Origin of the sequence: Paracoccus sphaerophysae (genome assembly GCF_000763805.1) — a bacterium.
Taxonomy (GTDB): domain Bacteria; phylum Pseudomonadota; class Alphaproteobacteria; order Rhodobacterales; family Rhodobacteraceae; genus Paracoccus; species Paracoccus sphaerophysae.
The window spans coordinates 26,501-52,384 of record NZ_JRKS01000010.1 but is presented as its reverse complement, the minus strand read 5'-3'; the positions used below and the strand labels follow the sequence as shown (position 1 = coordinate 52,384).

At 71.4% G+C, this 25,884-nt stretch carries 30 protein-coding genes; 25 read left to right on the top strand and 5 right to left on the bottom strand.

The features are described from left to right. Positions 1 to 156 precede the first annotated feature (156 nt). Entirely contained in the window at positions 157 to 318 is a 162-nt protein-coding gene (locus IC63_RS17910; protein ID WP_156965359.1) for a hypothetical protein, read from the top strand. Positions 319 to 372: 54 nt separating this feature from the next. Then, a complete protein-coding gene (locus tag IC63_RS17905; protein WP_156965358.1) occupies positions 373 to 936 on the top strand; it encodes a polysaccharide biosynthesis protein in 564 nt (187 codons plus the stop codon). A gap of 58 nt (positions 937 to 994) precedes the next feature. Here the strand turns inward: IC63_RS17905 and IC63_RS05165 are convergent, their stop codons facing one another. The 3 genes from IC63_RS05165 to rpmB form a co-directional block, all read right to left on the bottom strand. After that, a complete protein-coding gene (locus IC63_RS05165; RefSeq protein WP_052041897.1) occupies positions 995 to 1,552 on the bottom strand; it encodes a copper chaperone PCu(A)C in 558 nt (185 codons plus the stop codon). Between the two features lie 37 nt (positions 1,553 to 1,589). Then, a complete protein-coding gene (locus IC63_RS05160) occupies positions 1,590 to 1,985 on the bottom strand; it encodes a hypothetical protein (protein WP_036717545.1) in 396 nt (131 codons plus the stop codon). Between the two features lie 88 nt (positions 1,986 to 2,073). Beyond that, complete coding sequence (gene rpmB, locus IC63_RS05155; protein WP_036717620.1) at positions 2,074 to 2,349, bottom strand: 50S ribosomal protein L28; 276 nt, start codon at positions 2,347 to 2,349, stop codon at positions 2,074 to 2,076. Between the two features lie 239 nt (positions 2,350 to 2,588). Between rpmB and meaB the strand changes: the two genes are divergently transcribed. The 22 genes from meaB (at position 2,589) to IC63_RS05045 (ending at position 23,760) form a co-directional block, all read left to right on the top strand. After that, a complete protein-coding gene (gene meaB, locus IC63_RS05150; RefSeq protein WP_052041896.1) occupies positions 2,589 to 3,593 on the top strand; it encodes a methylmalonyl Co-A mutase-associated GTPase MeaB in 1,005 nt (334 codons plus the stop codon). A gap of 60 nt (positions 3,594 to 3,653) precedes the next feature. Further along, positions 3,654 to 4,745 (top strand): bifunctional transcriptional activator/DNA repair enzyme AdaA, encoded by a 1,092-nt coding sequence (locus tag IC63_RS05145; protein WP_232222516.1) that lies wholly within the window; start codon positions 3,654 to 3,656, stop codon positions 4,743 to 4,745. A gap of 69 nt (positions 4,746 to 4,814) precedes the next feature. Beyond that, entirely contained in the window at positions 4,815 to 5,192 is a 378-nt protein-coding gene (locus IC63_RS05140) for a thioredoxin domain-containing protein (protein WP_052041895.1), read from the top strand. Next, entirely contained in the window at positions 5,189 to 5,506 is a 318-nt protein-coding gene (locus IC63_RS05135; RefSeq protein ID WP_052041894.1) for an ArsR/SmtB family transcription factor, read from the top strand. The genes IC63_RS05140 and IC63_RS05135 overlap by 4 nt, the downstream gene beginning before the upstream one ends. A 66-nt stretch (positions 5,507 to 5,572) precedes the next feature. Continuing rightward, a complete protein-coding gene (serS, locus tag IC63_RS05130) occupies positions 5,573 to 6,865 on the top strand; it encodes a serine--tRNA ligase (RefSeq protein ID WP_036717542.1) in 1,293 nt (430 codons plus the stop codon). Positions 6,866 to 6,955: 90 nt separating this feature from the next. Then, the gene (locus tag IC63_RS05125; RefSeq protein WP_036717539.1) at positions 6,956 to 7,756 is read left to right on the top strand and encodes a hypothetical protein; all 801 of its coding nucleotides are present in this window, start codon (positions 6,956 to 6,958) and stop codon (positions 7,754 to 7,756) included. A gap of 5 nt (positions 7,757 to 7,761) precedes the next feature. Next, a complete protein-coding gene (locus IC63_RS05120) occupies positions 7,762 to 8,616 on the top strand; it encodes a branched-chain amino acid ABC transporter permease (protein ID WP_036717536.1) in 855 nt (284 codons plus the stop codon). Then, positions 8,613 to 9,578 (top strand): branched-chain amino acid ABC transporter permease, encoded by a 966-nt coding sequence (locus IC63_RS05115; RefSeq protein WP_052041893.1) that lies wholly within the window; start codon positions 8,613 to 8,615, stop codon positions 9,576 to 9,578. The genes IC63_RS05120 and IC63_RS05115 overlap by 4 nt, the downstream gene beginning before the upstream one ends. Further along, entirely contained in the window at positions 9,575 to 10,288 is a 714-nt protein-coding gene (locus IC63_RS05110; RefSeq protein WP_036717534.1) for an ABC transporter ATP-binding protein, read from the top strand. Before IC63_RS05115 ends, IC63_RS05110 begins: the two co-directional genes overlap by 4 nt. Continuing rightward, positions 10,281 to 11,012: an ABC transporter ATP-binding protein gene (locus IC63_RS05105; RefSeq protein ID WP_036717531.1), complete on the top strand. Its 732-nt coding sequence runs from the start codon at positions 10,281 to 10,283 to the stop codon at positions 11,010 to 11,012. The genes IC63_RS05110 and IC63_RS05105 overlap by 8 nt, the downstream gene beginning before the upstream one ends. 27 nt (positions 11,013 to 11,039) lie before the next feature. After that, positions 11,040 to 11,555, top strand: coding sequence for a DeoR family transcriptional regulator (locus IC63_RS05100; RefSeq protein ID WP_052041892.1), 516 nt, complete (start codon positions 11,040 to 11,042; stop codon positions 11,553 to 11,555). Beyond that, a complete protein-coding gene (locus tag IC63_RS05095) occupies positions 11,510 to 12,424 on the top strand; it encodes a DUF4432 family protein (protein ID WP_052041891.1) in 915 nt (304 codons plus the stop codon). Before IC63_RS05100 ends, IC63_RS05095 begins: the two co-directional genes overlap by 46 nt. Further along, complete coding sequence (gene rbsK / locus IC63_RS05090) at positions 12,421 to 13,383, top strand: ribokinase (protein WP_036717528.1); 963 nt, start codon at positions 12,421 to 12,423, stop codon at positions 13,381 to 13,383. The genes IC63_RS05095 and rbsK overlap by 4 nt, the downstream gene beginning before the upstream one ends. Further along, entirely contained in the window at positions 13,376 to 14,335 is a 960-nt protein-coding gene (deoC, locus tag IC63_RS05085) for a deoxyribose-phosphate aldolase (protein WP_036717525.1), read from the top strand. The genes rbsK and deoC overlap by 8 nt, the downstream gene beginning before the upstream one ends. 10 nt (positions 14,336 to 14,345) lie before the next feature. Further along, positions 14,346 to 16,712 carry an aldehyde dehydrogenase family protein gene (locus IC63_RS05080; RefSeq protein WP_036717522.1) on the top strand — a complete coding sequence of 789 codons (2,367 nt, stop codon included), beginning with the start codon at positions 14,346 to 14,348 and terminating at the stop codon, positions 16,710 to 16,712. Then, entirely contained in the window at positions 16,702 to 18,294 is a 1,593-nt protein-coding gene (locus tag IC63_RS05075; protein WP_036717520.1) for an FGGY-family carbohydrate kinase, read from the top strand. Before IC63_RS05080 ends, IC63_RS05075 begins: the two co-directional genes overlap by 11 nt. Positions 18,295 to 18,384: 90 nt before the next feature. Continuing rightward, complete coding sequence (locus IC63_RS05070) at positions 18,385 to 19,533, top strand: phosphoserine transaminase (protein ID WP_036717517.1); 1,149 nt, start codon at positions 18,385 to 18,387, stop codon at positions 19,531 to 19,533. A 101-nt stretch (positions 19,534 to 19,634) separates the two neighbouring features. Beyond that, positions 19,635 to 21,224 (top strand): phosphoglycerate dehydrogenase, encoded by a 1,590-nt coding sequence (serA, locus tag IC63_RS05065; RefSeq protein WP_036717515.1) that lies wholly within the window; start codon positions 19,635 to 19,637, stop codon positions 21,222 to 21,224. Between the two features lie 53 nt (positions 21,225 to 21,277). Further along, positions 21,278 to 22,018 carry a metallophosphoesterase family protein gene (locus tag IC63_RS05060; protein ID WP_036717512.1) on the top strand — a complete coding sequence of 247 codons (741 nt, stop codon included), beginning with the start codon at positions 21,278 to 21,280 and terminating at the stop codon, positions 22,016 to 22,018. Then, positions 22,015 to 22,581 (top strand): DUF2585 domain-containing protein, encoded by a 567-nt coding sequence (locus IC63_RS05055; protein WP_036717509.1) that lies wholly within the window; start codon positions 22,015 to 22,017, stop codon positions 22,579 to 22,581. Before IC63_RS05060 ends, IC63_RS05055 begins: the two co-directional genes overlap by 4 nt. A 101-nt stretch (positions 22,582 to 22,682) precedes the next feature. Then, positions 22,683 to 23,003: a heat shock protein HspQ gene (hspQ, locus tag IC63_RS05050; RefSeq protein ID WP_036717508.1), complete on the top strand. Its 321-nt coding sequence runs from the start codon at positions 22,683 to 22,685 to the stop codon at positions 23,001 to 23,003. A gap of 7 nt (positions 23,004 to 23,010) precedes the next feature. Next, positions 23,011 to 23,760 (top strand): TSUP family transporter, encoded by a 750-nt coding sequence (locus IC63_RS05045; protein ID WP_036717506.1) that lies wholly within the window; start codon positions 23,011 to 23,013, stop codon positions 23,758 to 23,760. A 42-nt stretch (positions 23,761 to 23,802) separates the two neighbouring features. Here the strand turns inward: IC63_RS05045 and IC63_RS05040 are convergent, their stop codons facing one another. Further along, positions 23,803 to 24,051, bottom strand: a complete 249-nt coding sequence (locus IC63_RS05040; protein WP_036717504.1) for a hypothetical protein — start codon at positions 24,049 to 24,051, stop codon at positions 23,803 to 23,805. A 100-nt stretch (positions 24,052 to 24,151) separates the two neighbouring features. Continuing rightward, positions 24,152 to 25,150 carry an asparaginase gene (locus IC63_RS05035; protein WP_036717502.1) on the bottom strand — a complete coding sequence of 333 codons (999 nt, stop codon included), beginning with the start codon at positions 25,148 to 25,150 and terminating at the stop codon, positions 24,152 to 24,154. Positions 25,151 to 25,296: 146 nt separating this feature from the next. Between IC63_RS05035 and IC63_RS05030 the strand changes: the two genes are divergently transcribed. Further along, the gene (locus IC63_RS05030) at positions 25,297 to 25,818 is read left to right on the top strand and encodes an invasion associated locus B family protein (RefSeq protein ID WP_036717500.1); all 522 of its coding nucleotides are present in this window, start codon (positions 25,297 to 25,299) and stop codon (positions 25,816 to 25,818) included. The last annotated feature ends 66 nt before the right edge of the window (positions 25,819 to 25,884 follow it).

Sequence of the window (25,884 nt, the reverse complement as noted above, 5' to 3'; positions counted from 1 at the left end):
GCGAACAGATCTGGCGGGGCGCGTTGGGCGTGGACGGGTTGCTACTGGCCGGGTGGATCGCGCCGGGTCCCCTGGCGAGCGCGGTCGCGGCGGCGATGCTTCTTTTACTCTGCGTTGCCGCTCAGGTGGCGCGGGCGGGGTGCCGGGGGGGGGCGGTTGGTGCTGCGCCCGCGCTGGCGTCCGGATCGGGCGGGATTTGGCCGCGCGGCGAGCGCTCTCTCCGGACTGGCGCTGGCCAGCCTGTCGGTGGTGGTGATCGCCGCGGTGATGGGGCCGTCGGCGGCGGGCGCGTTTTTCGTGGCCCAGCGCATCGCCTAGATTGCGGGCCTGCCGCTGATCGCGGCCAACTCGGCGCGGGCCCGCGACATCGCGGTGGCCCACGCCTCTGGCGGCGCCGAACGGCTTGGCCGGGTTCTCGCCCGCGACCGGCTGACCACGATCGCGGCGACGGTCCTGCTGGGATCGGCCGCCTTCGCGGGGGCGGGGCCGCTGCTGAGCCTGTGGGGCGCCGAGGCCGCCGCCATGCGCGCCCCGCTGGCGATCCTTATCTGCGGGGCGATGATCAATGCGCTGTGCGGGCTGACGGGACAGGTGATGACGCTGTGCCACGGGCACCGGGCGCTGCTGGGTCAGACGCTGGTCATCCAAGGGGGCGACGCTGGCGCAGCTGCCGCCGGCGATCGCCTGGGATGGCGCGCGCGGGGCGGCGCTAGCCTCGACCCTCGCCGTCCTGGCGGGGAACCTGGTCGCCGTCACCGGCATCCGCCGGCGGCTCGGGGTCGATCCGGGGATCGGCGGCGTGATCTGGCCGGTAGGCAGGGATCGCCGTGGCTGGGAGGCCGTGGCGCGGACGCCTGCGGCGGCGCCCGACGCCTGCGGGCGGGCCGTGGTGGACGCGGGCTGCGGGTGGGCACCCGTCGCGCCGCGCACGGGTGACCTGCCCAGATTGGACGGTGGACGGCCCGCTTGCGGGGCCGCCCTTCGGCTTGCGGGATCAGTTCGACGGCATGCCGCCGGCTTTGCCCATGCCGCCGCCCATCCCCTTGCCATGCGTGCCGTGCATCCCCGCGCCACCCATCGCGCCGCCGCCGGCCGCGTTGTCGATGGTCAAGCTCAGCGGGACCTTCCCGCAGGCGCCGAAGTCGAGGGTCAGCGCGATCGCCTGCCCCTGGGCCAGCGGGGCGGCCGGCTCCATCAGCATGATGTGATCGCCGCCGCGCTTCAGCTCGTGCGTGCCCCCGGCGGGGATGGTCATGCTGTCCACCTTGACCATCTTCATCACCCCGCCCTCGTCGCGGTGGGTGTGCAGTTCCGGGCGGCCGATCCCGCCGGCCGTGGCGGCGGTCAGCACGCAGTCGGTGGTGCCGGCGTTGGCGATGGTCATGAAGACCGCGCCCACATCGGGGTTGTTGGACCGCGCAAAGGCGTCGGTGATCGTCACCGCCGACGCGGCGGCAGGCGCGGCAGCGGGGGCCGCGGGGGCCGCGGTCTGGGCTGCGGCGGCAAGGGGCAGGGTTGCAGCCACGGCCGCGGCAAGGATGGGGGATTTCATGAGAAGTCTCTTTCTGATGTCGGATGACGGTGTCGGCTCAGGCAACCCGCATCCCCGGAGGACCCCGCGCGGGCTTGATCCCCGGCCGCGGTTGCGGCGCCACGACATCGCCGACGGCCACGCCCCCACGCTCGACCCGCCACGCGGATCGCTGCGGCACCTGCGGCGGCGAATCGAATCCGAACAGGAAGGCGGTGGTCATGTCGGGGCAGACATGGGTGCGCGCGACCGGGGTTCCGTCGGGCGTGCGTTCAAGCACCGTGACCACGCCGCCGGCGCACAGCACGACGTCGCCCGCCAGCCGCAGCTGGCCGCGGGCCGCCCCCAGCCCAAGGCTGGTGGCCGCGATGACGCACAGCAGGATCGCGCGGGCAAGCATCTTCATGGTGCCTGCATAGCCGCTCGCCCGCTGGCCGCCAAGCGCGGCGGACATGCAGAAGGCCCCGGCTCGACGGAACGAGACGGGGCAGGTCAGGCGGCGTAGCTCACGGCGAACCCTGCGATCGCAGGGCAAACGCCGGTCAAGCCTTGGCGAGGTCGCGCTTGATCTTCAGCGCGCGCGCCGAAAGGTCGCAGTCCTTGGCCTTGGCCAGGAACGCGTCCAGCCCGCCCCGATGATCGACCGAGCGCAGCGCCGCGGCCGAGATCCGCAGCGAATAGGACTGGCCCAGCTGGTCCGACATCAGGGTGACGTCGTTGAGATTCGGCAGAAACCGGCGGCGGGTCTTGTTGTTGGCGTGGCTGACGTTGTTGCCCGTCATCGGCCCCTTGCCGGTCAGTTCGCAGACGCGCGACATGATCGTGTTCCTTCGTTGCAGCACCCGGTCCCTCGCGGCCGGGGACCGGAAAATGAAAGGGCGCCGCGACGCAGCGCCCGGAAATCCGTTGCGGGGGCATATGCGCAGCCGGCCCCGCCGTCAAGCCGGAATCTCGCCCGTCCGGGCGCCCGCGAGGGCCCCGCAGACCGGGCAGCCCTTGGCAAGGCGACCCCGCGCCCATACCACGGGGCAGTCCGCCGTCGCCAGCAAGGAACACGATGTCCGACTCGATTTCCCGGCCCCCCGACCCGGTGAAGGACCCCATCCAGGACCTGGCCCGCCGACTGGCCGCGGGCGACCGCCGGGCGCTGGCGCGGGCGATCACGCTGGTCGAAAGCACCCGCCCCGACCACCGGGCCGAGGCCGTCGCCCTGCTGGCCGCCCTGCCGCCCCGGCAGGCGCTGCGGATCGGGCTGTCGGGCACCCCCGGGGTCGGCAAGTCGACCTTCATCGAATCGTTCGGCCTGATGCTGACCGGCCAGGGGCTGCGGGTGGCGGTGCTGGCGGTGGACCCGTCCTCGGCGCGCTCGGGCGGCTCGATCCTGGGCGACAAGACCCGGATGGAGCGGCTGAGCCGCGATCCCCGCGCCTTCATCCGCCCCTCGCCCAGCCGGGCCGAGCTGGGCGGCGTCGCCCGCCGCACCCGCGAGACCGTGCGGCTGGCCGAGGCCGCGGGCTTTGACGTGGTGCTGATCGAGACGGTGGGCGTCGGTCAGTCCGAGACGCTGGTGGCCGAGATGTCCGACCTGTTCGTGCTGCTGCTGGCCCCGGCCGGCGGCGACGAGCTGCAGGGCGTAAAGCGCGGCATCATGGAAATGGCTGACCTGATCCTGGTGAACAAAGCCGACGGAGAGCTGCGCCCCACCGCGCTGCGCACCGTCGCCGACTACGCCGGCGCCTTGCGGCTGCTGCGCAAGCGCCCGCAGGACCCCGAGGGCTTTCCCAAGGCGCTGCCGGTATCGGCGGTCGAGGGCGGCGGGCTGGACGCCGCCTGGGCCGAGATGCAGGCGCTGGACCGCTGGCGGCGCGACAACGGTCGTTTCGACCGCCGCCGTGCCGAACAGGCAGAGCGCTGGTTCCGCGCCGAGGTGCGCGCCGGGCTGCTGGCGCGCCTCGACCGCGAGCCCGCCGCCGGAAGTCTTGACCGCCTGGGGACCGAGGTCGCGGCGGGGCGCACCGACCCGGTCGCCGCCGCCGCCGAGATGCTGCGGCTGCTCGAATGAGCGAATTACGCGCCCGATCCGCGGCCGCACCCCTTCCGCGTATCGGGTAGGGATGGCGGGATGACCAGCGCACGATCGGACGCCATGACCTCGCTTTTCTCCCTGCCCGAAGCCGACACGCTGCACGCCGCCCTGCTGCGCCGCGATCCCGCCTATGAGGGCCGCGCCTGGGTCGGGGTGACGACGACCGGCATCTTCTGCCGCCTGACCTGCCCGGCGCGCAAACCGCTGCCCGAGAACTGCCGCTGGTTCGACAGCCCGGCCGCGGCCCTGTCCGCCGGGTTCCGGCCCTGCCGCCGCTGTCACCCGCTGGGCCCCGAGGCGGCGGGCGATCCGGTCGTCCAGCGCCTGCTGGCGATGCTGAACGCCGACCCGGCCCGGCGCTGGACCGAGGCGGACGTGGCGCAGGCCGGGCTCGACCCCTCGACCGTGCGGCGGGCGTTCCGGCGCCATACCGGGATGACGTTCCTGGAACTCGCCCGCCAGATGCGGCTGCGCGAGGGGATGCGGGGGCTCGCCGCCGGGGCTCCGGTGATCGCGGCGCAGATGGATGCCGGCTTCGACAGCGCCAGCGGCTTCCGCGACGCCTTCGCGCGACTGTTCGGGCACCCGCCGGCGGCGATGACGGGGGCCGCGCCGCTGCTGCTGGCCGACTGGATCGACACGCCGCTGGGCGGGATGATCGCGGTCGCCGACGCGCGCAGCCTGCACCTGCTGGAATTCACCGACCGCAGGGGGCTGGGCGCGGAACTGCGCCGCCTGTCGGCCGGGGCAGGGGGGCGCATCGGGCTGGGCCGCACCGCGATCACCGAGCAGACCGAACGCCAGCTTACCCGCTATTTCGCCGCCGAAAGCGGCGCTTTCGACGTGCCGCTGACGCTGCACGGCACACCCTTCCTGCGCGAGGTCTGGCGCGAATTGCAGCGCATCCCGCCGGGCGCGACGATCAGCTATGGCGAGCTAGCCCAGCGCATCGGCCGGCCCACGGCGGCACGGGCGGTGGCGCGCGCCAACGGTGCCAACCAGATCGCCATCGTGATCCCCTGCCACCGCGTCATCGGCGCCGACGGCACGCTGACCGGCTATGCCGGCGGGCTGTGGCGCAAGCAGGCGCTGATCGGGATCGAGCGGCGGCTGGCCCAGCCCGGCTGAGGGGCGCTTGCGCGGACCCACCGCGGGGCCTAGAGTTCGCGGGCATTTTCGTCCAACCGGAGCTGCCCCGTGCTGCGCCGCCGTGCCTTCCTGATGTCGCTTGCCGCAGCGGGCGCTGCCTCGGCCGCAGCGGCCGCGCCGCGGCTGACGCTGATCATGGTGGACCGGCCCGGCTGCAGCTATTGCCGCGCGTGGAAGCAGGACATCCTGCCCGGCTACGCGAGCCACCCGGTCGGCCGCACCCTGCCGCTGCGCATCGTCCCCATCGACGGGCCGTGGCCCGACGGGATCGCGCTGGACCGCGCGCCGCTGATCTCGCCGACCTTCCTTCTGCTGGACGGCGGGATCGAGGTGGCCCGCATCGAGGGCTATCCCGGCCGCGACCATTTCTGGACCGGGGTGGCGCTGCTGCTGGACCGCTCGGGCAGCGGGGCGCGGGCGGGATGACGGGGCAGGCCGGCGCGATGACGCCCGAGGAGATGACCGGGCGGGTGGGCGACGCGACGGCGCTGCTCAAGGCGCTGGCCCATGACGGCCGGCTGATGATCCTGTGCCATCTCACCACCGGCGAACGCAGCGTGGGCGAGCTGGAGGCGCTGCTGCACCAGCGCCAGGCCACCGTCAGCCAGCAGCTGGCCCGGCTGCGCGAGGACGGGCTGGTCACCAGCCGCGCCGACGGCAAGGCGCGGCTGTACCGCATCGCCGACCCCCGCGCGGCCCGGGTGGTCGAACTGCTGTACGAGACGTTCTGCGGGAACTGACGCCCCTTTGCTCTGGGCCCGCGGCTGCGCTATGGGGCGGCGACCGCGACCCGGAAAGGACATCCCATGCACGACATCCGCGTTATCCGCGACGACCCGGCGGCGTTCGACGCCGCCCTGGCGCGCCGGGGGCTTGCGCCGATGTCGCCCGAAATCCTCGCGCTCGACGCCGACCGCCGCGCCCGCATCGCCGCTGCCGAAACCGCGCAGGCCGACCAGAACAAGGCCAGCAAGGAGGTCGGCGCTGCCAAGGCCCGCGGCGATGACGCCGAGTTCGAACGCCTGCGCGCCCTGGTCGGCGAGAAGAAGTCCGAGATCGCCGCCATGCAGGCCGAGGCCGACGCCTTGGACGCGCAGCTGCGCGACCTGCTGATGACGATCCCGAACCTGCCGCTGGACAGCGTCCCCGACGGCGCAGACGAGGATGACAACGTCGAGATCCGCCGCTGGGGCGAACCCCCTGCCCTGGATTTCCAGCCGGTCGAGCATTTCGAGATCGCCGGCGTCCGGGCCGGCATGGATTTCGCCACCGCCGCCAAGCTGTCGGGCGCCCGCTTCGTGCTGCTGTCGGGCGCCGTCGCCCGCATCCACCGGGCGCTCGCGCAGTTCATGCTGGACCTGCATGTGACCCGCCACGAGCTGATCGAGACCTGGACCCCGGTCCTCGTCCTGACCGAGATGATGGAGGGCACCGGCCAGCTGCCCAAGTTCGGCGAGGAATCCTATCAGACCCGCGAGGGCTGGTGGCTGATCCCCACCGCCGAGGTGACGCTGACCAACACCGTCCACGGCGATCTGGTCGATCAGGCCACCCTGCCCCGGCGGATGGTCGCCCATTCCCAGTGCTTCCGCTCCGAGGCGGGCAGCGCCGGGCGCGACACCGCCGGGATGCTGCGGCAGCACCAGTTCGAAAAGGTGGAAATGGTTTCCATCACCGACGCCGAGGCGGGCCTGGCCGAACACGACCGCATGACCCGCTGCGCCGAAACAGTGCTGGAAACGCTGGGCCTGCCCTATCGCACCATCGTGTTGTGCACCGGCGACATGGGCTTCGGGGCCCGGATCACCCATGATCTCGAGGTGTGGCTGCCCGGTCAGGGCAAGTATCGCGAGATCAGCTCGGTCAGCTATTGCGGCGATTTCCAGGCGCGGCGGATGAATGCCCGCTATCGCCCCACCGAGGGCGGCCGGCCGGAATTCGTCCACACGCTGAACGGCTCGGGGCTGGCGGTCGGGCGGACGCTCATCGCGGTGCTGGAAAACGGCCAGCGCGCGGATGGGTCGGTCGATCTGCCCGCGGCGCTGCGGCCCTATCTGGGCGGCGCCACCCGGCTGTCGGCCGAGGGCCGGCTGGTCTGACCCTCCAACCTGCGGACCGACGCCGCGTCTTGTGAAGGAAATCGCGCGGGCTGCGGGAACCCCCCGCTGATCCCGGGTCGTTCTTGGCTCATGAACCGTCACGCCAGCATCGCTGCCGAAGCCTTCGCCGCCGGATCGTTTGCGATCTCGGTGCTGCTGACGGCGCTGCGCACGACGGACACGCTGGCCGCGCTGCGCACCGAACAGGTGCTGCTGGAACCACGGACCGCGCCGCTGTCGGGGTTTTCGGCCCCCGTCGTGGCGGTGCGCGACAACCTGCTGAGCGTCGTGTCGCAGCCGACCAACCCGGTGTTGTGGGCGCTGCTGATCGCGGTGATCCTCGCGGCACTGATGCATGTGCTCACCGCCTCGTGGAGCCGCGTTTCGACCCCGCGCAGCTGGATGCTGCCGGCCGGGCTGCTGGTCGCGGCGCTGTGGCCCTGGGTGCTGAACCCGGCGCCGCTGGCCGGGCTGGCGCTGGCGGCGCTGTCCTGCCTGCTGCTGGTGCGGGGGCTCAGCGACACGCTCGGGGACACCACCCCCGACGCCGACCCTGTCGAGCCGATCCTGCGCGCCGGGCCGGCGCCGCAGTTGACCGCCTTCATCGCCGGCTGGCTGCTGGTCGCGGCGACCTCGGCGCTCGGCACCTTCGTCCACCACCGGCTGGGGATGGGGCTGGAACGCTCGGTGCTGGTCGGGCTGCTGCTGGCCGCCCTGCTGGGCGCCTGGGGCCAGCTGCGCATGGAACGCGCGGTGACCTTCTCGCTGGCGATCATCTGGGCGATGATCGGCTTTGCCGCGGCCGCGGCGGGCGCGAGCATCACCATCGCCACCGCCTGCGTGCTGGGCATCGCCGCGCTGGCCGTGGTGCTGGTGCGCGTGACGACCTGACGCCGGTGCTGACGATCCTCGTCGATGGAGTGGCTTACGGCATGCTGCTGTTCGTGCTGGCGGTCGGGCTGTCGGTGACGATGGGGCTGATGAACTTCGTCAACCTCGCCCACGGCGCCTTTGCGATGCTGGGCGGCTATGTCACCGCGCTGCTGATGAGCCGGGCCGGAGTGCCGTTCCTTGCCACCCTGCCGCTGGCCTTCCTGATCCCGGCGCTAGTCGGGGCGGCGGCGGAGCGGACGCTGTATCGTCAGCTCTATGCCCGCCCGCATCTGGACCAGGTGCTGTTCTCGATCGGGCTGATCTACATGGCCATCGCCACCGCCAGCTGGCTGGTCGGGCCGCAGCAGCAGCTGATCTCGCTGCCCGGCTGGCTGCAGGGGCGGATCACCCTGGGCGAGGTCGGGATCGGCCGCTACCGGCTGTTCCTGATCGTCGTCTGCAGCGCGCTGGCGCTGGGGCTGCAGCTGGCGCTGACCCGCACCCGGCTGGGCAGCCTGCTGCGCGCCGCGGTGGACGACCGGCGCACGGCGCGCGGGATGGGGATCGAGGTCGGCCGCATCTTCGCCGCCACCTTCGCGCTCGGGTCTGGGCTTGCGGGCCTGGGCGGCGCACTGGGGCTTGAGCTGCTGGGGATGGAGCCTGGCTTTCCGCTGCGCTTCATGGCTTTCTTCCTGATCGTCGTCGCGGTCGGCGGGACCGAGGGGCTGGCCGGCCCGTTCCTTGCCGCGCTGCTGATCGGCATCGCCGACACCGCGGGAAAGTATTACCTGCCGGGCGCGGGAGCGTTCCTGATCTACCTGGTGATGATCGCGGCCCTCGTGCTGCGCCCGCAGGGCCTGCTGGGGCGGCGGGCATGACCACCGCCGCGCAGGTCCGCGCTGCCCTGTCGCGCCGCTGGCACCCGGCCGAGTGGCTGTTCTGGGCCGCCGCCGCGGGGTCGCTGCTGCTGTCCGGCCACCACCTGCTGCTGACCGAGATCGCCATCCTTGCGCTGTTCGCGCTGTCACTGGACCTGATCCTCGGCTTTGCCGGGATCGTGTCGCTGGGGCACGGTGCGTTCTTCGGCCTTGGCGCCTATGTCGCGGGGATCGTCGCGCTGCGCTGGACGGCCGAGCCGCTGAGCGGGCTGGCCATCGCCACTGCCGCCAGCGCCGCGCTGGGGCTGCTGACCGCGCCGCTGCTGGTGCGCCGGGCCACCGACCTGTCGCGGCTGATGGTGACGCTGGGCATCGCGATGCTGGTCGTCGAGGGCGCCAACCGCCTGTCTTGGCTGACCGGAGGCGCCGACGGGCTGCAGGGCATCCTGATCGACCCGCTGCTGGGGCGGTTCGAGTTCGACCTGGCCGGGCGCACCGGCCATGCCTATGCGCTGGCGGTGCTGGCGGTGCTGTTCCTGATCGCCCGCTGGCTGATGGGGTCGGGCTTCGGCCTGTCGCTGCAGGCGATCCGCGACAATCCGCTGCGCGCGCAGGCGATCGGCATCCCGGTCGAACGGCGGCTGGTCGCGGTCTGTACGCTCGCCGCCGCCTATGCCGGGGCCGCCGGGGCGCTGATCGCGCAGACGACGATGTTCGTGTCGCTGGACGCCGCCGCGCTGCACCGCTCGGCCGAGGCGCTGATCGTGCTGGTCCTGGGCGGCACCGGCTGGCTGTATGGCGGGCTGGTAGGCGCGCTGGCGTTCAAGCTGCTGCAGGACGCGCTGTCGGCGCTGACCCCGCATTACTGGCAGTTCTGGATGGGGCTGATCCTCGTCGCCGTGGTGCTGGTCGGGCGCGACCGGATCCCCGCCGGGCTGGATCGGCTGCGGGGGCGCGGATGACCGCCGCGCTGCAGACCCTGGGCCTCAGCCGCCGCTTTGGCGGACTCACCGCCGCGGCGGGGGTGGACTTCACCCTGCCGCGCGGCGCCCGGCAGGCGTTGATCGGGCCGAACGGAGCCGGCAAGACCACCTTCGTCAACCTGCTGTCCGGCGCGCTGCGCGCCGATGCCGGGCGCATCCTGCTGGAGGGCCGCGACATCACCCGCGCGACCGCCTCGGCCCGCGCCCGGATGGGGCTGTCGCGCAGTTTCCAGATCAACCAGATCTTCCCCAGCCTGACCGCGACCGAGGCAGTGGCGCTGGCGGTGGCCGAACGCGGCGGCGCGGACGTGGCGGCAAAGACGGCGGCGCTGATCGACCGCCTGGGCCTGGCCGAGGTCCGCGACACGCCCGCGCGCCGGCTGGGCCATGGCCAGCAGCGCCTGCTGGAACTGGCCATCGCGCTGGCCGGCCGGCCACGCGTCCTGCTGCTGGACGAACCCGCCGCGGGCCTGTCCGAAAGCGAACGCCGGGGGCTGCTGGCGCGGCTGTCGGACCTGCCGCCCGAGGTCTCGGTGCTGATGATCGAGCATGACATGGAGCTGGTGTTTTCCTTCGCCGACCGGATCTCGGTCATGGTCGACGGCCGCATCCTGGCCGAAGGCCCGCCGGCCGAGATCGCCGCCGACCCCCGCGTCCGCGCCGTTTATCTGGACGGCAGCGATGGCTGAGCTGCTGCGGGTAACGGCGCTGAGCGCCGGTTACGGCGACCTGCGGGTGATCCGCGATCTGTCGCTGTCGCTGGCCCGGGCCGAGGCGCTGGCCGTGCTGGGCCGCAACGGGGTCGGCAAGACGACGCTGGTGGAAAGCCTCGTCGGGCTGACCCGGCGCTTTGCCGGGACCGTGGCGCTGGACGGCCGCGACATCTCGGCCCGGCCGCCCGAGGCGAGGGTCCGCGCCGGGATCGGCTGGGTCCCGCAAAGCCGCGGCATCTTCCGCTCGCTGACCGTGCGCCAGAACCTGACCGCCACCGCCCGCCCCGGCCCCTGGACGCTGGACCGGGTCCACGAGATGTTTCCCAGGCTGGCCGAGCGCGGCGGCCACATGGGCGACCAGCTGTCGGGCGGCGAACAGCAGATGCTGGCCATCGGCCGGGCCATGATGCTGAACCCCTCGGTCCTGCTGCTGGACGAGCCGACCGAGGGGCTGGCCCCGGTGATCGTGGACCGGCTGTTCGCCGCGCTTGGCCAACTGCGGCAAGAAGGCGTGGCGCTGATCGTCGTCGAACAGCATGCCCGTGGCGTGCTGGACCTGACCGACCGCGCCGTGATCCTGGATCGCGGCCGCATCGTCCACGAGGCCCCCAGCGCCGAGCTGCGCCACGACACCGCGGCCCTGGAGGCGCATCTGGGGGTCGCCTCGGCGGTCTTGCCGCGGGGGGCCGCCGCGCCCTAGTCTGCCGCTGACCGGACAAGGGCCAGCATGGGCAGAAGCAGCGCACGGAACCGCCGCAGTGACGCCATCGCGGCGCTGATCGCCACCGCGGGCTCGGTGCGGCTGCGCGACCTGGCGCAGGAGCTTGGCGTGTCCGAGATGACCCTGCGCCGCGACGCGCAGTTCCCCGATGCGGGCTTTGCCTGTCTGGGCGGCTATGTCGTGTCGGCCAGCGCCGGCGGGGCGGGCGCCTATGACTTCGACCACGCGCTGCGCCGGCAGGTGAACGCCAAGCGCGCCGCCGCGCGGCAGGTGCTGGCGCTGCTGCGGCGGGTGCGGGTCTTTGTCGATTGCGGCAGCACCACGACCCATCTGGCGAGCCTGCTGACCGCCGACGCCGGCATTGCGGTCATCACCCATTCGCTGCCGGTGGCCGAGTTGCTGACCGGCGCGCTGGCCGCCATCGCGGGGATGCTGCTGGCGGGACGGATCAACGCCATGTCGAGGTGCTGCCCTTCATGGGCCAGATGCTGTGGGATGCGGCGTTCGACGGGCTGCGGCTGACGATGAAAAGCCAGTTCGACATGCCGCGCCCTGCGCCGACCATCATCGGCACCTATGGCTGCCTCGCGTTCCATTCCGGGCTCTTGCGCAACGGCGTCCCCACCGCCGCCGACAGCCACCCCGTCCACGGCGAGTTTCCCACCGCCCCGATGGACGAGGCGGGGCTGGAGATCGACGGCGACACGCTGCGCGTCACCGGCCGGCGGGATCACATCGAGGGTTTCGGCCCCCATTACCGGGCCACGCCCTCGGTCACGCTGCAGGCCGGGCAGACGCTGTTCGATCTGGGCATGGCGGTCGAGAACCGCTCGTTCGCGCCGATGGAACTGATGTCCATGGCGCATGTCAATTTCGACTTCCTGCCCGGCGCGCGGATCGTCCAGCCGGCGCCATTCACCCCCGACCGCACCCGGGTCCGGGCCGCCGTGCCGGCCCATGTCACGCCGACGCCGGATTACCTGGCGCTGATCGACGCGCTGAAGGATGACCCCGCGCGGATGGAAACCCTGTCCGAGCCCGACCGCTATGACCCCGAACAGGTGTTCTATGTCCGCGACCCCGCGACCGACCCGCAGGGGCTGGCGCATCTGCTGTTGCAGCGTCCGGCGGGCGACGGCTTCGCGCTTAGCTATCGCCCGACCGAATTTCCGAAGCTGGTGCGCTGGATCTTCGTGAACCGGGATACCGAGGTGGCGGCCTTCGCGCTGCCCTCGACCTGCGAACCCGAGGGGTATCTGGCCGAAAAGTCCAAGGGTAACGTGCGGATGCTGGCGCCGGGGGAAACCGCACGCTTCTCGACCCGCCTGGGCTATGTGGATCGGGACGAGGCCGCGGCGCTGGCCCGCAACATCGAAGGAGCAGGCGCATGAGCGAACGGATCGCCATCATCGGGTCGAACATGCACGACCTCGTCACCTATGTGGACCGGATGCCCGCCCCGGGCGAGACCGTCGAGGCGCCAAGCTTCGAGATGGGCTTTGGCGGCAAGGGCGCCAACCAGGCCGTCGCCGCGGCCCGGCTGGGGGCCGACGTGATGATGGTGACGCGGGTGGGCGACGACGTGTTCGGCCCGGCGACGCTGAAGAACCTGGCGGATAACGGCATTGACACCACCCATTGCCGCGCCGTGCCGGGCACGCCCTCGGGCGTCGCGCCGATCTTCGTGGACCCGACGGGCGAGAACTCGATCCTGATCGTCACCGGCGCCAACGCCATCCTGTCGCCCGCCGACGTGGACGCGGCAGCCGAGGATCTGAGACGCTGCGGGCTGATCCTGCTGCAGCTCGAGGTGCCGCTGGAGACCGTCTATCGCGCCGTGGCCTTCGCCAGCGAACACGGCATCCGCAGCATTCTGAACCCCGCCCCGGCGAGCCGTGCGCTGGACCCCGGACGGCTGGCGGGGCTGGATTTCTTCTGCCCCAACGAATCCGAGCTGGCGCTGCTGACCGGTATGCCGACCGAGGACGAGTACCAGATCGCCGCCGCCGCCCGCAGCCTGATCGCCCGCGGCATCCGGCAGGTGGTGGTGACGCTGGGCAGCCGTGGCGCGCGGCTGGTGACGGCGGATGCGGTCCGCGCGATCCCGCCGGTCGCCGTGACCGCGGTCGACACCACTGGCGCCGGGGATGCCTTCATCGGCAGCTTTGCCTGCTTTCTGGCGCAGGGGGCCGAGCCGGAGGCCGCGCTGACCCGGGCGGCGCTGTATGCGGCCGATTCGATCACCCGCCGCGGGACCCAGAAATCCTACGCCTCGGCCGCCGACTTCGCGCGGTTCGAGACCCGGCACGCCCCCAACACGCCCCCCTTGACGGAGCCCGGCCATGAGTGAGTCCTTCCCCCGCAATCCCGGCATGGCGCTGGACGAAAGCTGGTTCGACGGCGTGCAGGTCAACCGCTCGGCCGCCGAACGCCGGGCCGACCAGATCGGCACAAGGCGCGGCGTCAAGAAGGCGCATCAGGCCGCCTGGCTTGTCCATGCGATCCGCTGCATCGACCTGACCACGCTGGCCGGCGACGACACCCCCGGCCGGGTCCGCCGCCTGTGCGCCAAGGCCCGCCAGCCGCTGCGCCCCGATCTGGTCGAGGCCCTCGGCATCGCCGATCTGGGCCTGACCACCGCCGCGGTCTGCGTCTATCCGACGATGGTCCCCCACGCGGTCGCGGCGCTGGAGGGCTCGGGCATCCCGGTCGCCTCGGTCGCCACCGGCTTTCCCGCCGGGCTGATGCCCCTGCCCCTACGCCTGGCCGAGATCCGCTATGCGGTCGAGGAAGGGGCGGCCGAAATCGACATCGTCATCACCCGCGAATACGCCCTGACCGGCCAGTGGAGCCGCCTGCACGACGAGATCGCCGCCATGCGCGAGGCCTGCGAGGCGGCGCATCTCAAGGCGATCCTCGCCACCGGGGAACTGGGGACGCTGACCAATGTGTACGCGGCCTCGATGGTGGCGATGCAGGCGGGGGCGGACTTCATCAAGACCTCGACCGGCAAGGAAACCGTGAACGCGACCCTGCCCGTGGCGCTGACCATGATCCGGGCGATCCGCGACTATCAGGACCGGACCAGCACGCTGATCGGCTACAAGCCGGCGGGCGGCCTGCGCTCGGCCAGGGATGCGACGGTCTGGCTGTCGCTGATGCGAGAGGAGCTGGGCCTGCGCCACATGCAGCCCGACCTGTTCCGCATCGGCGCCTCGTCGATGCTGGGCGACATCGAGCGCCAGATCGAACATGCGGTGACCGGGCGCTATGCCGCGCTGTCCCACCACGCGGCCGCCTGAAGGGGATGACATGGACATCACGGAAATCCTGACCACGATGGAATACGGCCCAAACCCGGAATCCGCCGACGACGCGCTGGCCTGGCTGAAGGACCGGCAGGACTGGCCCGGCCATTTCATCGCCGGCGCCTTCCACGCGGACCCGCAGGAAACCGCCATGAAGGTGGAAAACCCCGCCACCCACGCGGTGCTGGCGACGATGCCCGTCGCGTCGGCGGCCACGGTCGATGCGGCGGTGGCCGCGGCACGGGCCGCCCTGCCCGGCTGGCGCGGGCTTGGCCCGCAGGGGCGGGCGCGGGTACTGTATGCGCTGGCGCGGCATCTCCAGAAACGCGCCCGCTTCCTCGCCGTGCTCGAGACGCTGGATAACGGCAAGCCGATCCGCGAAAGCCGCGACATCGACGTGCCGCTGGCGGCGCGGCATTTCTATCACCACGCCGGCTGGGCCGCCGCCGCCGAGGTCGAGTTTCCGGGCCGCGCGGGCTGGGGCGTCTGCGCGCAGGTGATCCCGTGGAACTTTCCGCTGCTGATGCTGTCCTGGAAGATCGCCCCGGCCCTGGCCGCCGGGAATACCGTGGTGCTCAAGCCCGCCGAACAGACCCCGCTGACCGCGCTCGCCTTTGCCGAGATCTGTCGCGAGGCGGGGGTGCCGGACGGCGCCGTGAACATCGTCTTCGGCGCCGGCGACACCGGCGCCACGCTGGTCGCCCACAAGGGGGTGGACAAGGTCGCCTTCACCGGCTCGACCGAGGTCGGCCGCGCCATCCGCCGCAGCCTCGCCGGGTCGGGCAAGGGACTGACGCTGGAACTGGGCGGCAAGTCGCCCTTCATCGTCTGCGCCGACGCCGATCTGGAGGCGGCGGTCGAGGGCGTGGTGGACGGCATCTGGTTCAATGGCGGGCAAGTCTGCTGCGCCGGATCGCGGCTGCTGGTGCAGGAGGGGATCGCCGAGCGCTTCTACGCCCGGCTGCGCGACCGGCTGGCACGGTTGCGGATCGGCGATCCGCTGCACAAGTCCACCGACATCGGCGCCATCGTGTCGGGCGACCAGCTGGCCCGCATCCGCCGGCTGGTGGCCGAGGGTCAGGCCCAGGGCGGCACGCTGCACGCCGCCGACGCCGCCCTGCCCGAAACCGGGCATTACCACCTGCCCGGCTTCTTCACCGGGGCTGAACCGGCCTCGACCGTCGCGCGCGAGGAGATCTTCGGCCCCGTCGCCGTCGCCATGACCTTCCGCACCCCCGACGAGGCGGTCGCACTCGCCAACAACACCGCCTATGGGCTGGCCGCCTCGGTCTGGTCGGAAAACATCAACACGGCGCTGGATCTGGCCGCGCGGGTGCGGGCGGGCGTGGTCTGGGTCAACGGCACCAACCTGTTCGACGCCGCCGCCCCCTTCGGCGGGATGAAGGAAAGCGGCTTTGGCCGCGAAGGCGGGCGCGCGGGGCTCGAGGCCTATCTGCACCCCCTGGCCGACGATCCCGCGCCGGGTCCTGCGACCGAGCCGGTGGATTTCTCGACCGCTCCGCAGGGGGCCGGCCCCGCGGCCGAGGCAGTGGACCGCACGCTCAAGCTGTATGTCGGCGGCAAGCAGGTCCGCCCCGATGGCGGCGGCAGCTATGCCGTCACCGACGGCACCGGCCGCAGCGTCGCGCTGGCGGCGCGGGCCAACCGCAAGGACGTGCGCAACGCCGTCGAGGCGGCCGTCAAGGCCGCGGGCTGGGCGCGGATGCCCGCCGCCGGCCGCGCCCAGGTGCTGTATTTCCTCGCCGAGAACATGGACCAGCGCCGCGCCGACCTGGCCGTGAGCCTGACCCGCGCCGGCCTGGCCGAGGACGCCGCGGACCGCGAGGTCGGGGCGGCGGTCGATGCGCTGATCTTCGCGGCCGGCATGGCCGACAAGCTCGACGGCGGCCTGCATTCGGTCGGCCAGCCCCGCATGGTGGCGATGACCATGCGCGAGCCCTGGGGCGTGGCGGGCCTGGTCTGCGACGACCGCGCGCCGCTGTCGGCGCTGATCGCCGGCGTGGGCGCGCTGCTGGCCGCAGGCAACCGGGTCGTCGCGGTGCCCTCGGCCCGCCACGCGCTGGTCGCGGGTGACCTGATGCAGCTGATCGCCACCTCGGACGTGCCCGGCGGGGCGCTGAACCTGCTGACCGGAGACCCGGCCGAGCTGGCCCCGGTGCTGGCCGCCCATGACGAGGTCGATGCGCTGTGGCTGGCCGACCCGGCCCTGCGCGCGGCCGTCGAAACGGCGGCGGCGGGGAACCTCAAGCCGGTCATGGCGGGCCTGCCGCGCTCCGACCCGGCGGGCCTTGCGCGGCTGCTGCAGGGGGCGACCCAGGTCAAGACGATCTGGGTCCCCTATGGCGCCTGAACGGCACCTGATCGGCGTCGATGTCGGCACCAGCAGCGCCCGGGCCGGCGTCTTCGACGCGGCCGGCCACCTGCGCGCCGCGGCCAGTCGGCCGATCGCCATCTGGCATGACGAGGGCGGCGTCGTCGAACAGTCCAGCGCCGACATCTGGGCCGCCGTCTGCGCCGCGGTGCGCAAGGCGGTGGCGCGCGCCGGCATCGGCGGCGACAGCGTGGCGGGGATCGGCTTTGACGCCACCTGCTCGATGGTGGTGCTGGGGGCGGGCGGCGTCTCGCTGCCGGTGGGGCCGTCGGGCGATCCGCAGCGCGACGTGATCGTCTGGATGGACCACCGCGCCATCGACCCGGGCGACCGCATCAACGCCGGCGGCCACGCCGTGCTGCGCCATGTCGGCGGCCGCATCTCGCCCGAGATGCAGACGCCCAAGCTGCTGTGGCTGGCCGAGCATCGCCCGCAGGTCTTCGGGCAGGCGTGGCAGTTCTTCGACCTGGTCGATTTCCTGACCTGGAAGGCGACGGGGGCGCTGGATCGCTCGGCCTGCACGGTGACCTGCAAATGGACCTATCTCGCGCATGAAGGCCGCTGGGACGCCGGCTATTTCCGCGCCATCGGGCTGGGGGTTCTGGCCGACGAGGGCTTCCGGCGGATCGGCGCGCGGATCGTGTCGCCCGGCACGGCGCTGGCCGCCGGCCTGACCGCCGAGGCCGCGGGCCAGCTTGGCCTGCCCGCGGGCACGCCGGTCGGGGCGGGACTCATCGACGCCCATGCCGGGGGGCTGGGCACGGTCGGGCTGGAGGGCAGTCCGACCGGCAACGTCGCCTATGTCTTCGGCACGTCGTCCTGCACCATGACCTCGACCCGCGATCCGGTCTTTGTCCCCGGCGTCTGGGGGCCATATCACGATTCGATGGTGCCGGGCCTGTGGCTGAACGAGGGCGGCCAGTCCGCCGCCGGCGCCGCGATCGAACAGCTGCTGCTGCATCATCCCGCAGCGCCCGAGGCCACGGCTGCCGCGTCCGCCGACGGCCTGTCGCTGCCGGCCTGGCTCGCGCGGCGGGCCGAGGGGCGGCCGGTGACCGAGCTGATCCGCGGCCTGCACGTGGTGCCCGAGTTCCTCGGCAACCGCGCCCCGCTGGCCGATCCGCGGATGCGCGCGGTGATCGCGGGGCTGGGGATGGAGCGGGACGTGGACAGCCTGCTCGCCCTGTATCTCGCCGGGCTGACCGGCATCGGCTATGGGCTGCGCCAGATCCTCGACGCGCAGGACGCGGCCAGGGCGCCGACCCGGCGCATCGTCATCAGCGGCGGCGCGGGGTCGGCGCCGCTGGTGCGGCAGCTGCTGGCCGACGCCGCGGCCCGGCCGCTGGCCGCGACCGACTGCCGCGAGCCGGTGCTGCTGGGCGCCGCGATCCTGGGCGGGGTGGCCGGCGGCGTTCACCCCGATGTTCCCACGGCGATGGCGGCGATGACGCGGGCCGCGGGCAGCCACCTGCCCGACCCGGCAACGGCCGCGCTGCACGCGGCGCGCCACGCCGCTTACCTGGCGCTGCAGTCGCTGGGACGCGAGATCCGCGACTGCTGAAATCGCCATTGCGGGAATCGTTGGCGTGGCCTATGTCCGGCAGCGGGACACCCCTCCCCAACGAGGGGCTATTTAGCTGGAAGGCTAACCATGCTTGACACGACGACCCCGGCGACGCGGCCGGCAAACCCGCGTTTCTCCTCTGGCCCCTGTGCCAAGATCCCCCGCTTTTCGCTGGACATGCTGTCGGACGCGCCCCTGGGCCGCTCGCACCGCGCCGCGGTCGGCAAGACCAAGCTGGCGCAGGCGATCGACCTGACGCGCGAGGTCCTGGGTGTGCCCGCCGACTACCGCATCGGCATTGTCCCCGGTTCCGACACCGGCGCGGTCGAGATGGCGATGTGGACCATGCTGGGTGCCCGGCCGGTCGAGATGCTCGCCTGGGAAAGCTTTGGCGAGGGCTGGGTGACTGACGCCGTCAAGCAGCTCAAGCTGGACGCGAAGGTGACCAAGGCCGGCTATGGCGAGATCGTCGATCTGGCGCGCGTCGATTTCGACCGCGACGTGGTCTTCACCTGGAACGGCACCACCTCGGGTGTGCGGGTGCCGAATGGCGACGCGATCCCTGCCGACCGCGCAGGGCTGACGATCTGCGACGCGACCAGCGCGGCCTTTGCGATGGAACTGCCCTGGGACAAGCTGGATGTGGTCACGTTCAGCTGGCAGAAGGTGCTGGGCGGCGAGGGCGCGCATGGTGTGCTGATCCTGTCGCCGCGCGCCGTGGAACGGCTGGAAAGCTTTACCCCCGACCGCCCGCTGCCCAAGATCTTCCGCCTGACCAAGGGCGGCAAGCTGATCGAGGGCATCTTCAAGGGCGAGACGATCAACACGCCGTCCATGCTGTGCGTCGAGGATTACATCGTCGCGCTGAACTGGGCGAAGTCGGTGGGCGGCCTGAAAGGTCTGGTCGCGCGGGCCGAGGCCAACGCCAGGACGGTCTGGGATTTCTGCGCCGCGCGCGACTGGATTGCCAATCTCGCGGTCGATCCGGCGACGGCGTCGACGACCTCGGTCTGCCTGCGCTTCACCGACCCGCGGATCACGGATGGCGAGGCCTTCGCGAAGGCGGTCGCCAAGCGGCTGGAGAAAGAGGGCGTCGCCTATGACGTGGGCGCCTATCGCGACGCCCCGGCCGGGCTGCGGATCTGGTGCGGCTCGACCGTCGAGCAGGCCGATGTCGCGGCGCTGATGCCGTGGATCGAATGGGCCTTCAACGCCGAGATCGCCGCTCAGGCGTGACCGTTGCACCGGGGGTTTCACACCCCCGGACCCCCGTGGGATATTTTCACAAAGAAGAAGGGACGCGAGGTCCGAGGCCCGTCCCTTTGCAGGAGCATAGAATGGCACCCAAGGTTCTGGTTTCCGACGCGCTGAGCGAAACCGCCGTCCAGATCTTCCGCGATCGCGGGGTCGAGGTGGATTACATGCCCGATCTGGGCAAGGACAAGGACAAGCTGGCCGAGATCATCGGCAATTACGACGGGCTCGCGATCCGGTCGGCGACCAAGGTCACCGACAAGCTGCTGGAAAAGGCCACTCGGCTGAAGGTCATCGGCCGGGCCGGGATCGGCGTGGACAACGTCGATATTCCGGCGGCCTCGAAAAAGGGCGTGATCGTCATGAACACGCCGTTCGGCAACAGCGTCACCACCGCCGAACACGCCGTCGCGCTGATGTTCGCGGTCGCCCGGCAACTGCCCGAGGCGTCGGTGTCGACCCACGCCGGGAAGTGGGAAAAGAACCGCTTCATGGGCGTCGAGCTGTTCAACAAGACGCTGGGCGTGATCGGCGCCGGCAATATCGGCGGCATCGTCATCGACCGCGCCCGCGGGCTGCACATGAAGGTGCTGGCCTATGACCCCTTCCTGTCCGACGAGCGCGCCAAGGAGATCGGCGCCACCAAGGTCGAGCTGGACGAACTGCTGGCCCGCGCCGACTTCATCACGCTGCACGTGCCGCTGACCGACAAGACCCGCAACATCCTGTCGGCCGAGAACCTCGCCAAGACGAAGAAGGGCGTGCGCATCATCAACGCCGCCCGCGGCGGGCTGATCGACGAGACCGCGCTGGCCGAACTGCTGAAATCGGGCCATGTCGCCGGCGCCGCGCTGGACGTCTTCGCCACCGAGCCGGCGACGGAAAGCCCGCTGTTCGGTCTGCCGAACGTCGTCGTGACCCCCCATCTGGGCGCCTCGACCACCGAGGCGCAGGAAAACGTGGCCCTGCAGGTGGCCGAGCAGATGTCGGACTATCTGCTGACCGGCGCCGTGCAGAACGCGCTGAACATGCCCTCGGTCACCGCCGAGGAGGCCGCCGTCATGGGCCCGTGGATCAAGCTGGCCGGGCATCTGGGCGCCTTCGTGGGCCAGATGACCGACGAGCCGATCAAGGCGATCAACATCCTGTATGACGGCGTCGCCGCCGGCATGAACCTGAACGCGCTGAACGCGGCGGTGATCGCCGGGGTGATGAAGTCGGTGAACCCGGACGCCAACATGGTCTCGGCCCCCGTGGTCGCCAAGGAGCGTGGCATCCAGATCGCCACCACCACGCAGGACAAGTCGGGCGTCTATGACGGCTATATCAAGGTCACGATGGTGTCGGACCGCGAGCGCGCCATTGCCGGGACGGTGTTCTCGGACGGCAAGCCGCGGTTTATCCAGATCCGCGGCATCAACGTCGATGCCGAGATCGGGCCGCACATGATGTACACCCGCAACAAGGACGTGCCGGGCGTCATCGGCACGCTGGGCGTCACGCTGGGGGGCATGGGCGTCAACATGGCGAACTTCACGCTGGGCCGGGCGGCCGATGGCGGCGACGCCATCGCCATCACCTATCTGGACGAGCCGCTGCGCGAGGACGTGCGCAGCGCGCTGATGGCCACTGGCAAGTTCGAGCAGGTGCGCCCGCTGCGCTTCGAGCTTTGACGAATTTCCCCCGGCCGGTTCGCTGGCCGGGCTTTCTCACGACGGGACCGGCGATGCGGATCTATGCGATCGGCGACATTCACGGCCAGCGCGCGATGCTGGAGGCCGCGCATGAGCGCATCGCCCGCGACGGCGGCGACCACGCGCTGGTGGTCCATGTCGGCGACCTGATCGACCGCGGACCGGATTCCCGCGGCGTGATCGAGCTGCTGATGGACGGCCAGGCGCGCGGCCGGAACTGGCTGGTGGTCAAGGGCAACCACGACCGCCAGCTGCCGAACTTCCTGCGCGATCCGCGCTGGATCGATCCGCGCGCTGCCGAACAGAAGGACTGGATCGCCCGGAATTCCGGGGCCGACACGACGCTTGCCTCCTATGGCGTCAACGACGCGATGCTGCGCGATCTGGACGCCGTCCATGCCGAGGCGCTGGCCGCGATCCCTGCCGATCACGCCCGCTGGCTGGACGGGCTGCCGTCCTGGCACCTCACTCCGCAGGCGCTGTTCGTCCATGCCGGCATCCGCCCCGGCCTGGATCTGCACGCGCAGATCGAGGACGACCTGCTGTGGATCAGGAAGCCGTTTCACCAGGACCCCCGGGACCACGGCGTGCTGGTGGTCCACGGCCACACCCCGGTCCGCCGGGCGACGCATTACGGCAACCGGGTCAACATCGACACCGGCGCCACCTATGACGGCACGCTGACGGCGATCCGCATCGACGAGGCCGGAGTCTGGGTGCTGGACGACAGCGGCCCGCGGCCGCTGCACCCCTCCGGAACCGACGCGGAATGACGACGCGCCGCATCGCGATCCTGCTGGCCGCGATCCTGCTGGCCACGGCGGCGATCCTGCTGGCAATGGGCCGGCTGCCGATCTGCCAATGCGGCCATGTCAAGCTGTGGCACGGCCAGACCGTCAGCGCCGAGAACTCGCAACACCTGACCGACTGGTACACCCCCAGCCACGTGCTGCACGGGCTGATCTTCTACGGGGTGCTGTGGCTCGTCGCGCGGCGGCTGAGCCTCGGCGCGCGGCTGGTCATCGCCACGCTGGTCGAGGCCGCGTGGGAGATCGCCGAGAACACCAACGCGGTGATCGAGCGCTATCGCGCGGCGACCATCGCGCTGGATTACCATGGCGACTCGGTGGTGAACTCGCTGGCCGACATCGGCGCGATGTGGCTGGGGTTCTGGTTGGCGCGGCGGCTGCCGGTCTGGGCCAGCGTCGCGCTGTTCGTGCTGGCCGAGTCGGTGACGGTATGGTTCATCCGCGACGGGCTGCTGCTGAACGTCCTGATGCTGATCTGGCCGCTGGAGGCGGTCCGGGCCTGGCAGGCCGGCGCCGGCGGTTTATGACGCATTCTTGACATCTCGCAGCCCGGCGCGGCGTGCTGCGGATTTACTCACGGCCCGTCGCGCGTTAAACATGCGCGGGACAGCAAGGGCGGACTGGCGATATGCGCACCGCGAAATACAATATCGGACAGGTCGTGCGGCACCGGGAACATCCGTTCCGGGGCGTGGTTTTCGACGTCGATCCGCAATTCGCCAACACCGAGGAATGGTACCAGTCCATCCCCGAGGATTGCCGCCCGACCAAGGACCAGCCCTATTACCACCTGTATGCCGAAACCGAGGCGACCTATTACGTGGCCTATGTCTCGGAACAGAACCTCGTGCCCGACCCCTCGGGCGAGCCGCTGGAACATCCCGAACTGACCGCGCGCTTTGGCGATTTCAGCGACGGGCGCTATCCGCTGCAATACGGCCTGAACTGAGCGGCGCGTGGACGCCCAGCTGATCGCGGCGCTGGTTGCGGCGGCGGTGGCCGCCGGTTTCGTCGATTCCATCGCCGGCGGCGGCGGGCTGATCACCGTGCCGGTGCTGATGCTGGCCGGGCTGCCGCCCGACCAGGCGCTGGCGACGAACAAGGTGCAGGGCAGCTTCGGCGCCGCCACCGCGGCCTTCAGTTATGCCCGGTCGGGGCTCGTGGACCTGCGCAAGCAACTGCCCACGGCGGCGATCGCCTTTGCCGCCGGCGTCGCCGGGGCGGCGCTGGTGACGGCGCTGCCGACCCAGGCGCTGCGGATCGTCCTGCCGGTGGTGCTGATCGGGATCGCGCTGTTCTTCGCTTTCAAGCCGGGGCTGAACGACGTCGACCGGGCCGCGCGTCTGGCACCGGGAGCGTTTGCGCTGACCGCCGTGACGGCGGTCGGGTTCTATGACGGGCTGATCGGGCCCGGCGCCGGGGCGTTCTACATGCTCAGCTTCGTCACCCTGGCGGGCTATGGCATCCTCAAGGCCACGGCGCACACCAAGCTGCTGAACTTCGCGTCGAACATCGGCGGGCTGGCGGCCTTCGCGCTGACCGGCAACCCGCTATGGGCGCTGGGGCTGATGATGGGCGCGGGGCAGATGGCCGGGGCGTGGCTGGGCGCGCGGCTGGCGATGCGGATCGGCGCGCGGGTCATCAAGCCGCTGCTGGTCGTGACCTCGTCGGCGCTGGCGCTCCGTCTGCTGTGGCAGATGCTGTGACGCCCGGCACGCCGTGACCCGCCGGGCGCGCGTTCGCCCAGGTCAGGCGAAGAAGAAGTGGTCCGCGCTCAGTTCCGACAGCTTGACGTTGTCCAGCGTGAGGACCTTCCATTGGCCGAGCGTGAAGACCGCGTCGTCGCCCTGCTGGGTCGCCACCGCCATGACGTCGTCATAGCTGTCGAAGCCGTCCACGTTGATGCGGATCAGCTCGCACTGGGCGGCGTCGAAGTCGCGGATCATGTCGCGGCCGCCATCGAAGATGAACTGGTCGCGGCCATAGCCGCCTGACATCACCTTCTGCCCCGGTCCCTGATTAACAGTTCATGTCCCGCAGCCGCTAGGTGATTTGTGGGGGGTCGGCCAGCCGGTCAGCCGGCGCGCCCCGCAGGGGTCATGCGTCGAAGCCGGTCGCCAGCCGCCGTTCGGCCACCGCGATGCCGCGCCAGTTGCGCAGCGGGTCGGTCAGATACTTGCCGACCACCGGGTGGCCCGCGTCCAGCAGCCCGAGCCGTACCAGCAGCGCGGTGATCGCCGCCTCGGACGCGCGGGTGGCGCCGTCCGCGACCTTCAGCGCGATGCCCAGGCCCCTGTCGGGGGCGATGGCGACGAACACCGCCTCGGCCCCGGTCTTGACGGCGACCCGGCCGCCCATCGCGCGCATCAGCTCGGTGCAGGCCCGGCCCTCGCCCGCGACCAGATCGGGATGCGCGGTCATCGCCCGGGTCAGCCGCCGCATCGCCGCGGTCCGCGCGCCGCTGCCCTCGCCCGAGGCCGCCACGGCAAAGGCCGACATCGCCCGCGCAAGGCCGCTGACCGAGGTGGCGAAGTTCGGCGCCGAACAGCCGTCGATGCCGTAACCGGGCGAGGTCTCGTCGGTCACCTCCTCGAAGACGCGCCGGACGGCCTGCTGCAGCGGGTGGTCGGGTTCGTGATAATCCGGCCCGGCGCGGTGATGGCGGGTCCAGGTCAGAAAGCCCGCGTGCTTGCCCGAACAGTTGTTATGCAGCTGGCAGGGCGCCTCGTCCGAGCAGGTCAGGCGGCGGTTTTCCGGGGGATCGTTGGGCATGTGGGCGCCGCAGCGCAGGTCGGGCTCGGCCAGCCCCAGCCCGTCCAGCCACGCCGCGACCCGGTCGACATGGATCCGGGCACCCTGGTGACTGGCGCAGGCCAGCGCCAGCTGTTCCGTCCCCAGCCCCGCCGCGTCCGCCGCGCCGCTTTCGATCAGCGGCAGCGCCTGCAGCATCTTGCACGAGGACCGCGGAAAGATCACCGCATCCGCGTCACCCCAGGCGGCGACCATGCCGCCGCGGTCCCAGACCACCGCGTGACCGCGATGGACGCTTTCCATCAGGCCGCCGCGCCACAGTTCAATCAGATCGGCCGCCGCCATGTGCAAGTCCCTTTGACAAATGCGCGATTTCCCGCCCCCGGGGGTTTTGCGCGCCCCGGTTTTCCGGTTATCTAGGCCACATCCGGTCGCAAGACCACCGATCCGTTACAACCCGGGCCGAACCGGGGCTGCAGGAGGCCACGAGCATGACGAAATCCATCCTTCACCTCGGCCTTGCCGCGGCACTGCTGACGTCGCTGGCGTCGCCGGTGCTGGCGGCCGAACCGTCGGTGCTGGGCAGCGAGGGCGCCTGGACCGCGTTCGGGGGCACCGATCCCAAGGAATGCTGGGCCGTCTCGCCCCCGAAATCCAGCAAGAACACCGATGCCGAAGGCAACCCCAAAGAGGTGACGCGCAGCGACATCCGCCTGTATATCGCCTATCGTCCCGGCCAGAACGGCGAGGTCTCGTTCCAGGGCGGCTACCCGTTCGCGCCGGATTCGACCGTGGACGTGACCATCGGCAGCAACAGCTTCAAGCTGTTCACCGAAGGCGAGAACGCGTGGACCGGCTCGCCCGACGAGGACGCCAAGCTGATCAGCGCCCTGCGCGCCGGGACCGATGCCGTGTTCAAGGCGCGGTCGTCGCGTGGCACCCACACCGCCGACACGTTCTCGCTGTCGGGCATCACGGCGATGACCAACAAGGCCAAGGAAAGCTGCAAGTAATCTGCGCTGCCGCGCCGCCTGCGCTTGTGCTATGCAAGGGGCCGCCCCATCTGAGGGCGGCCCCAT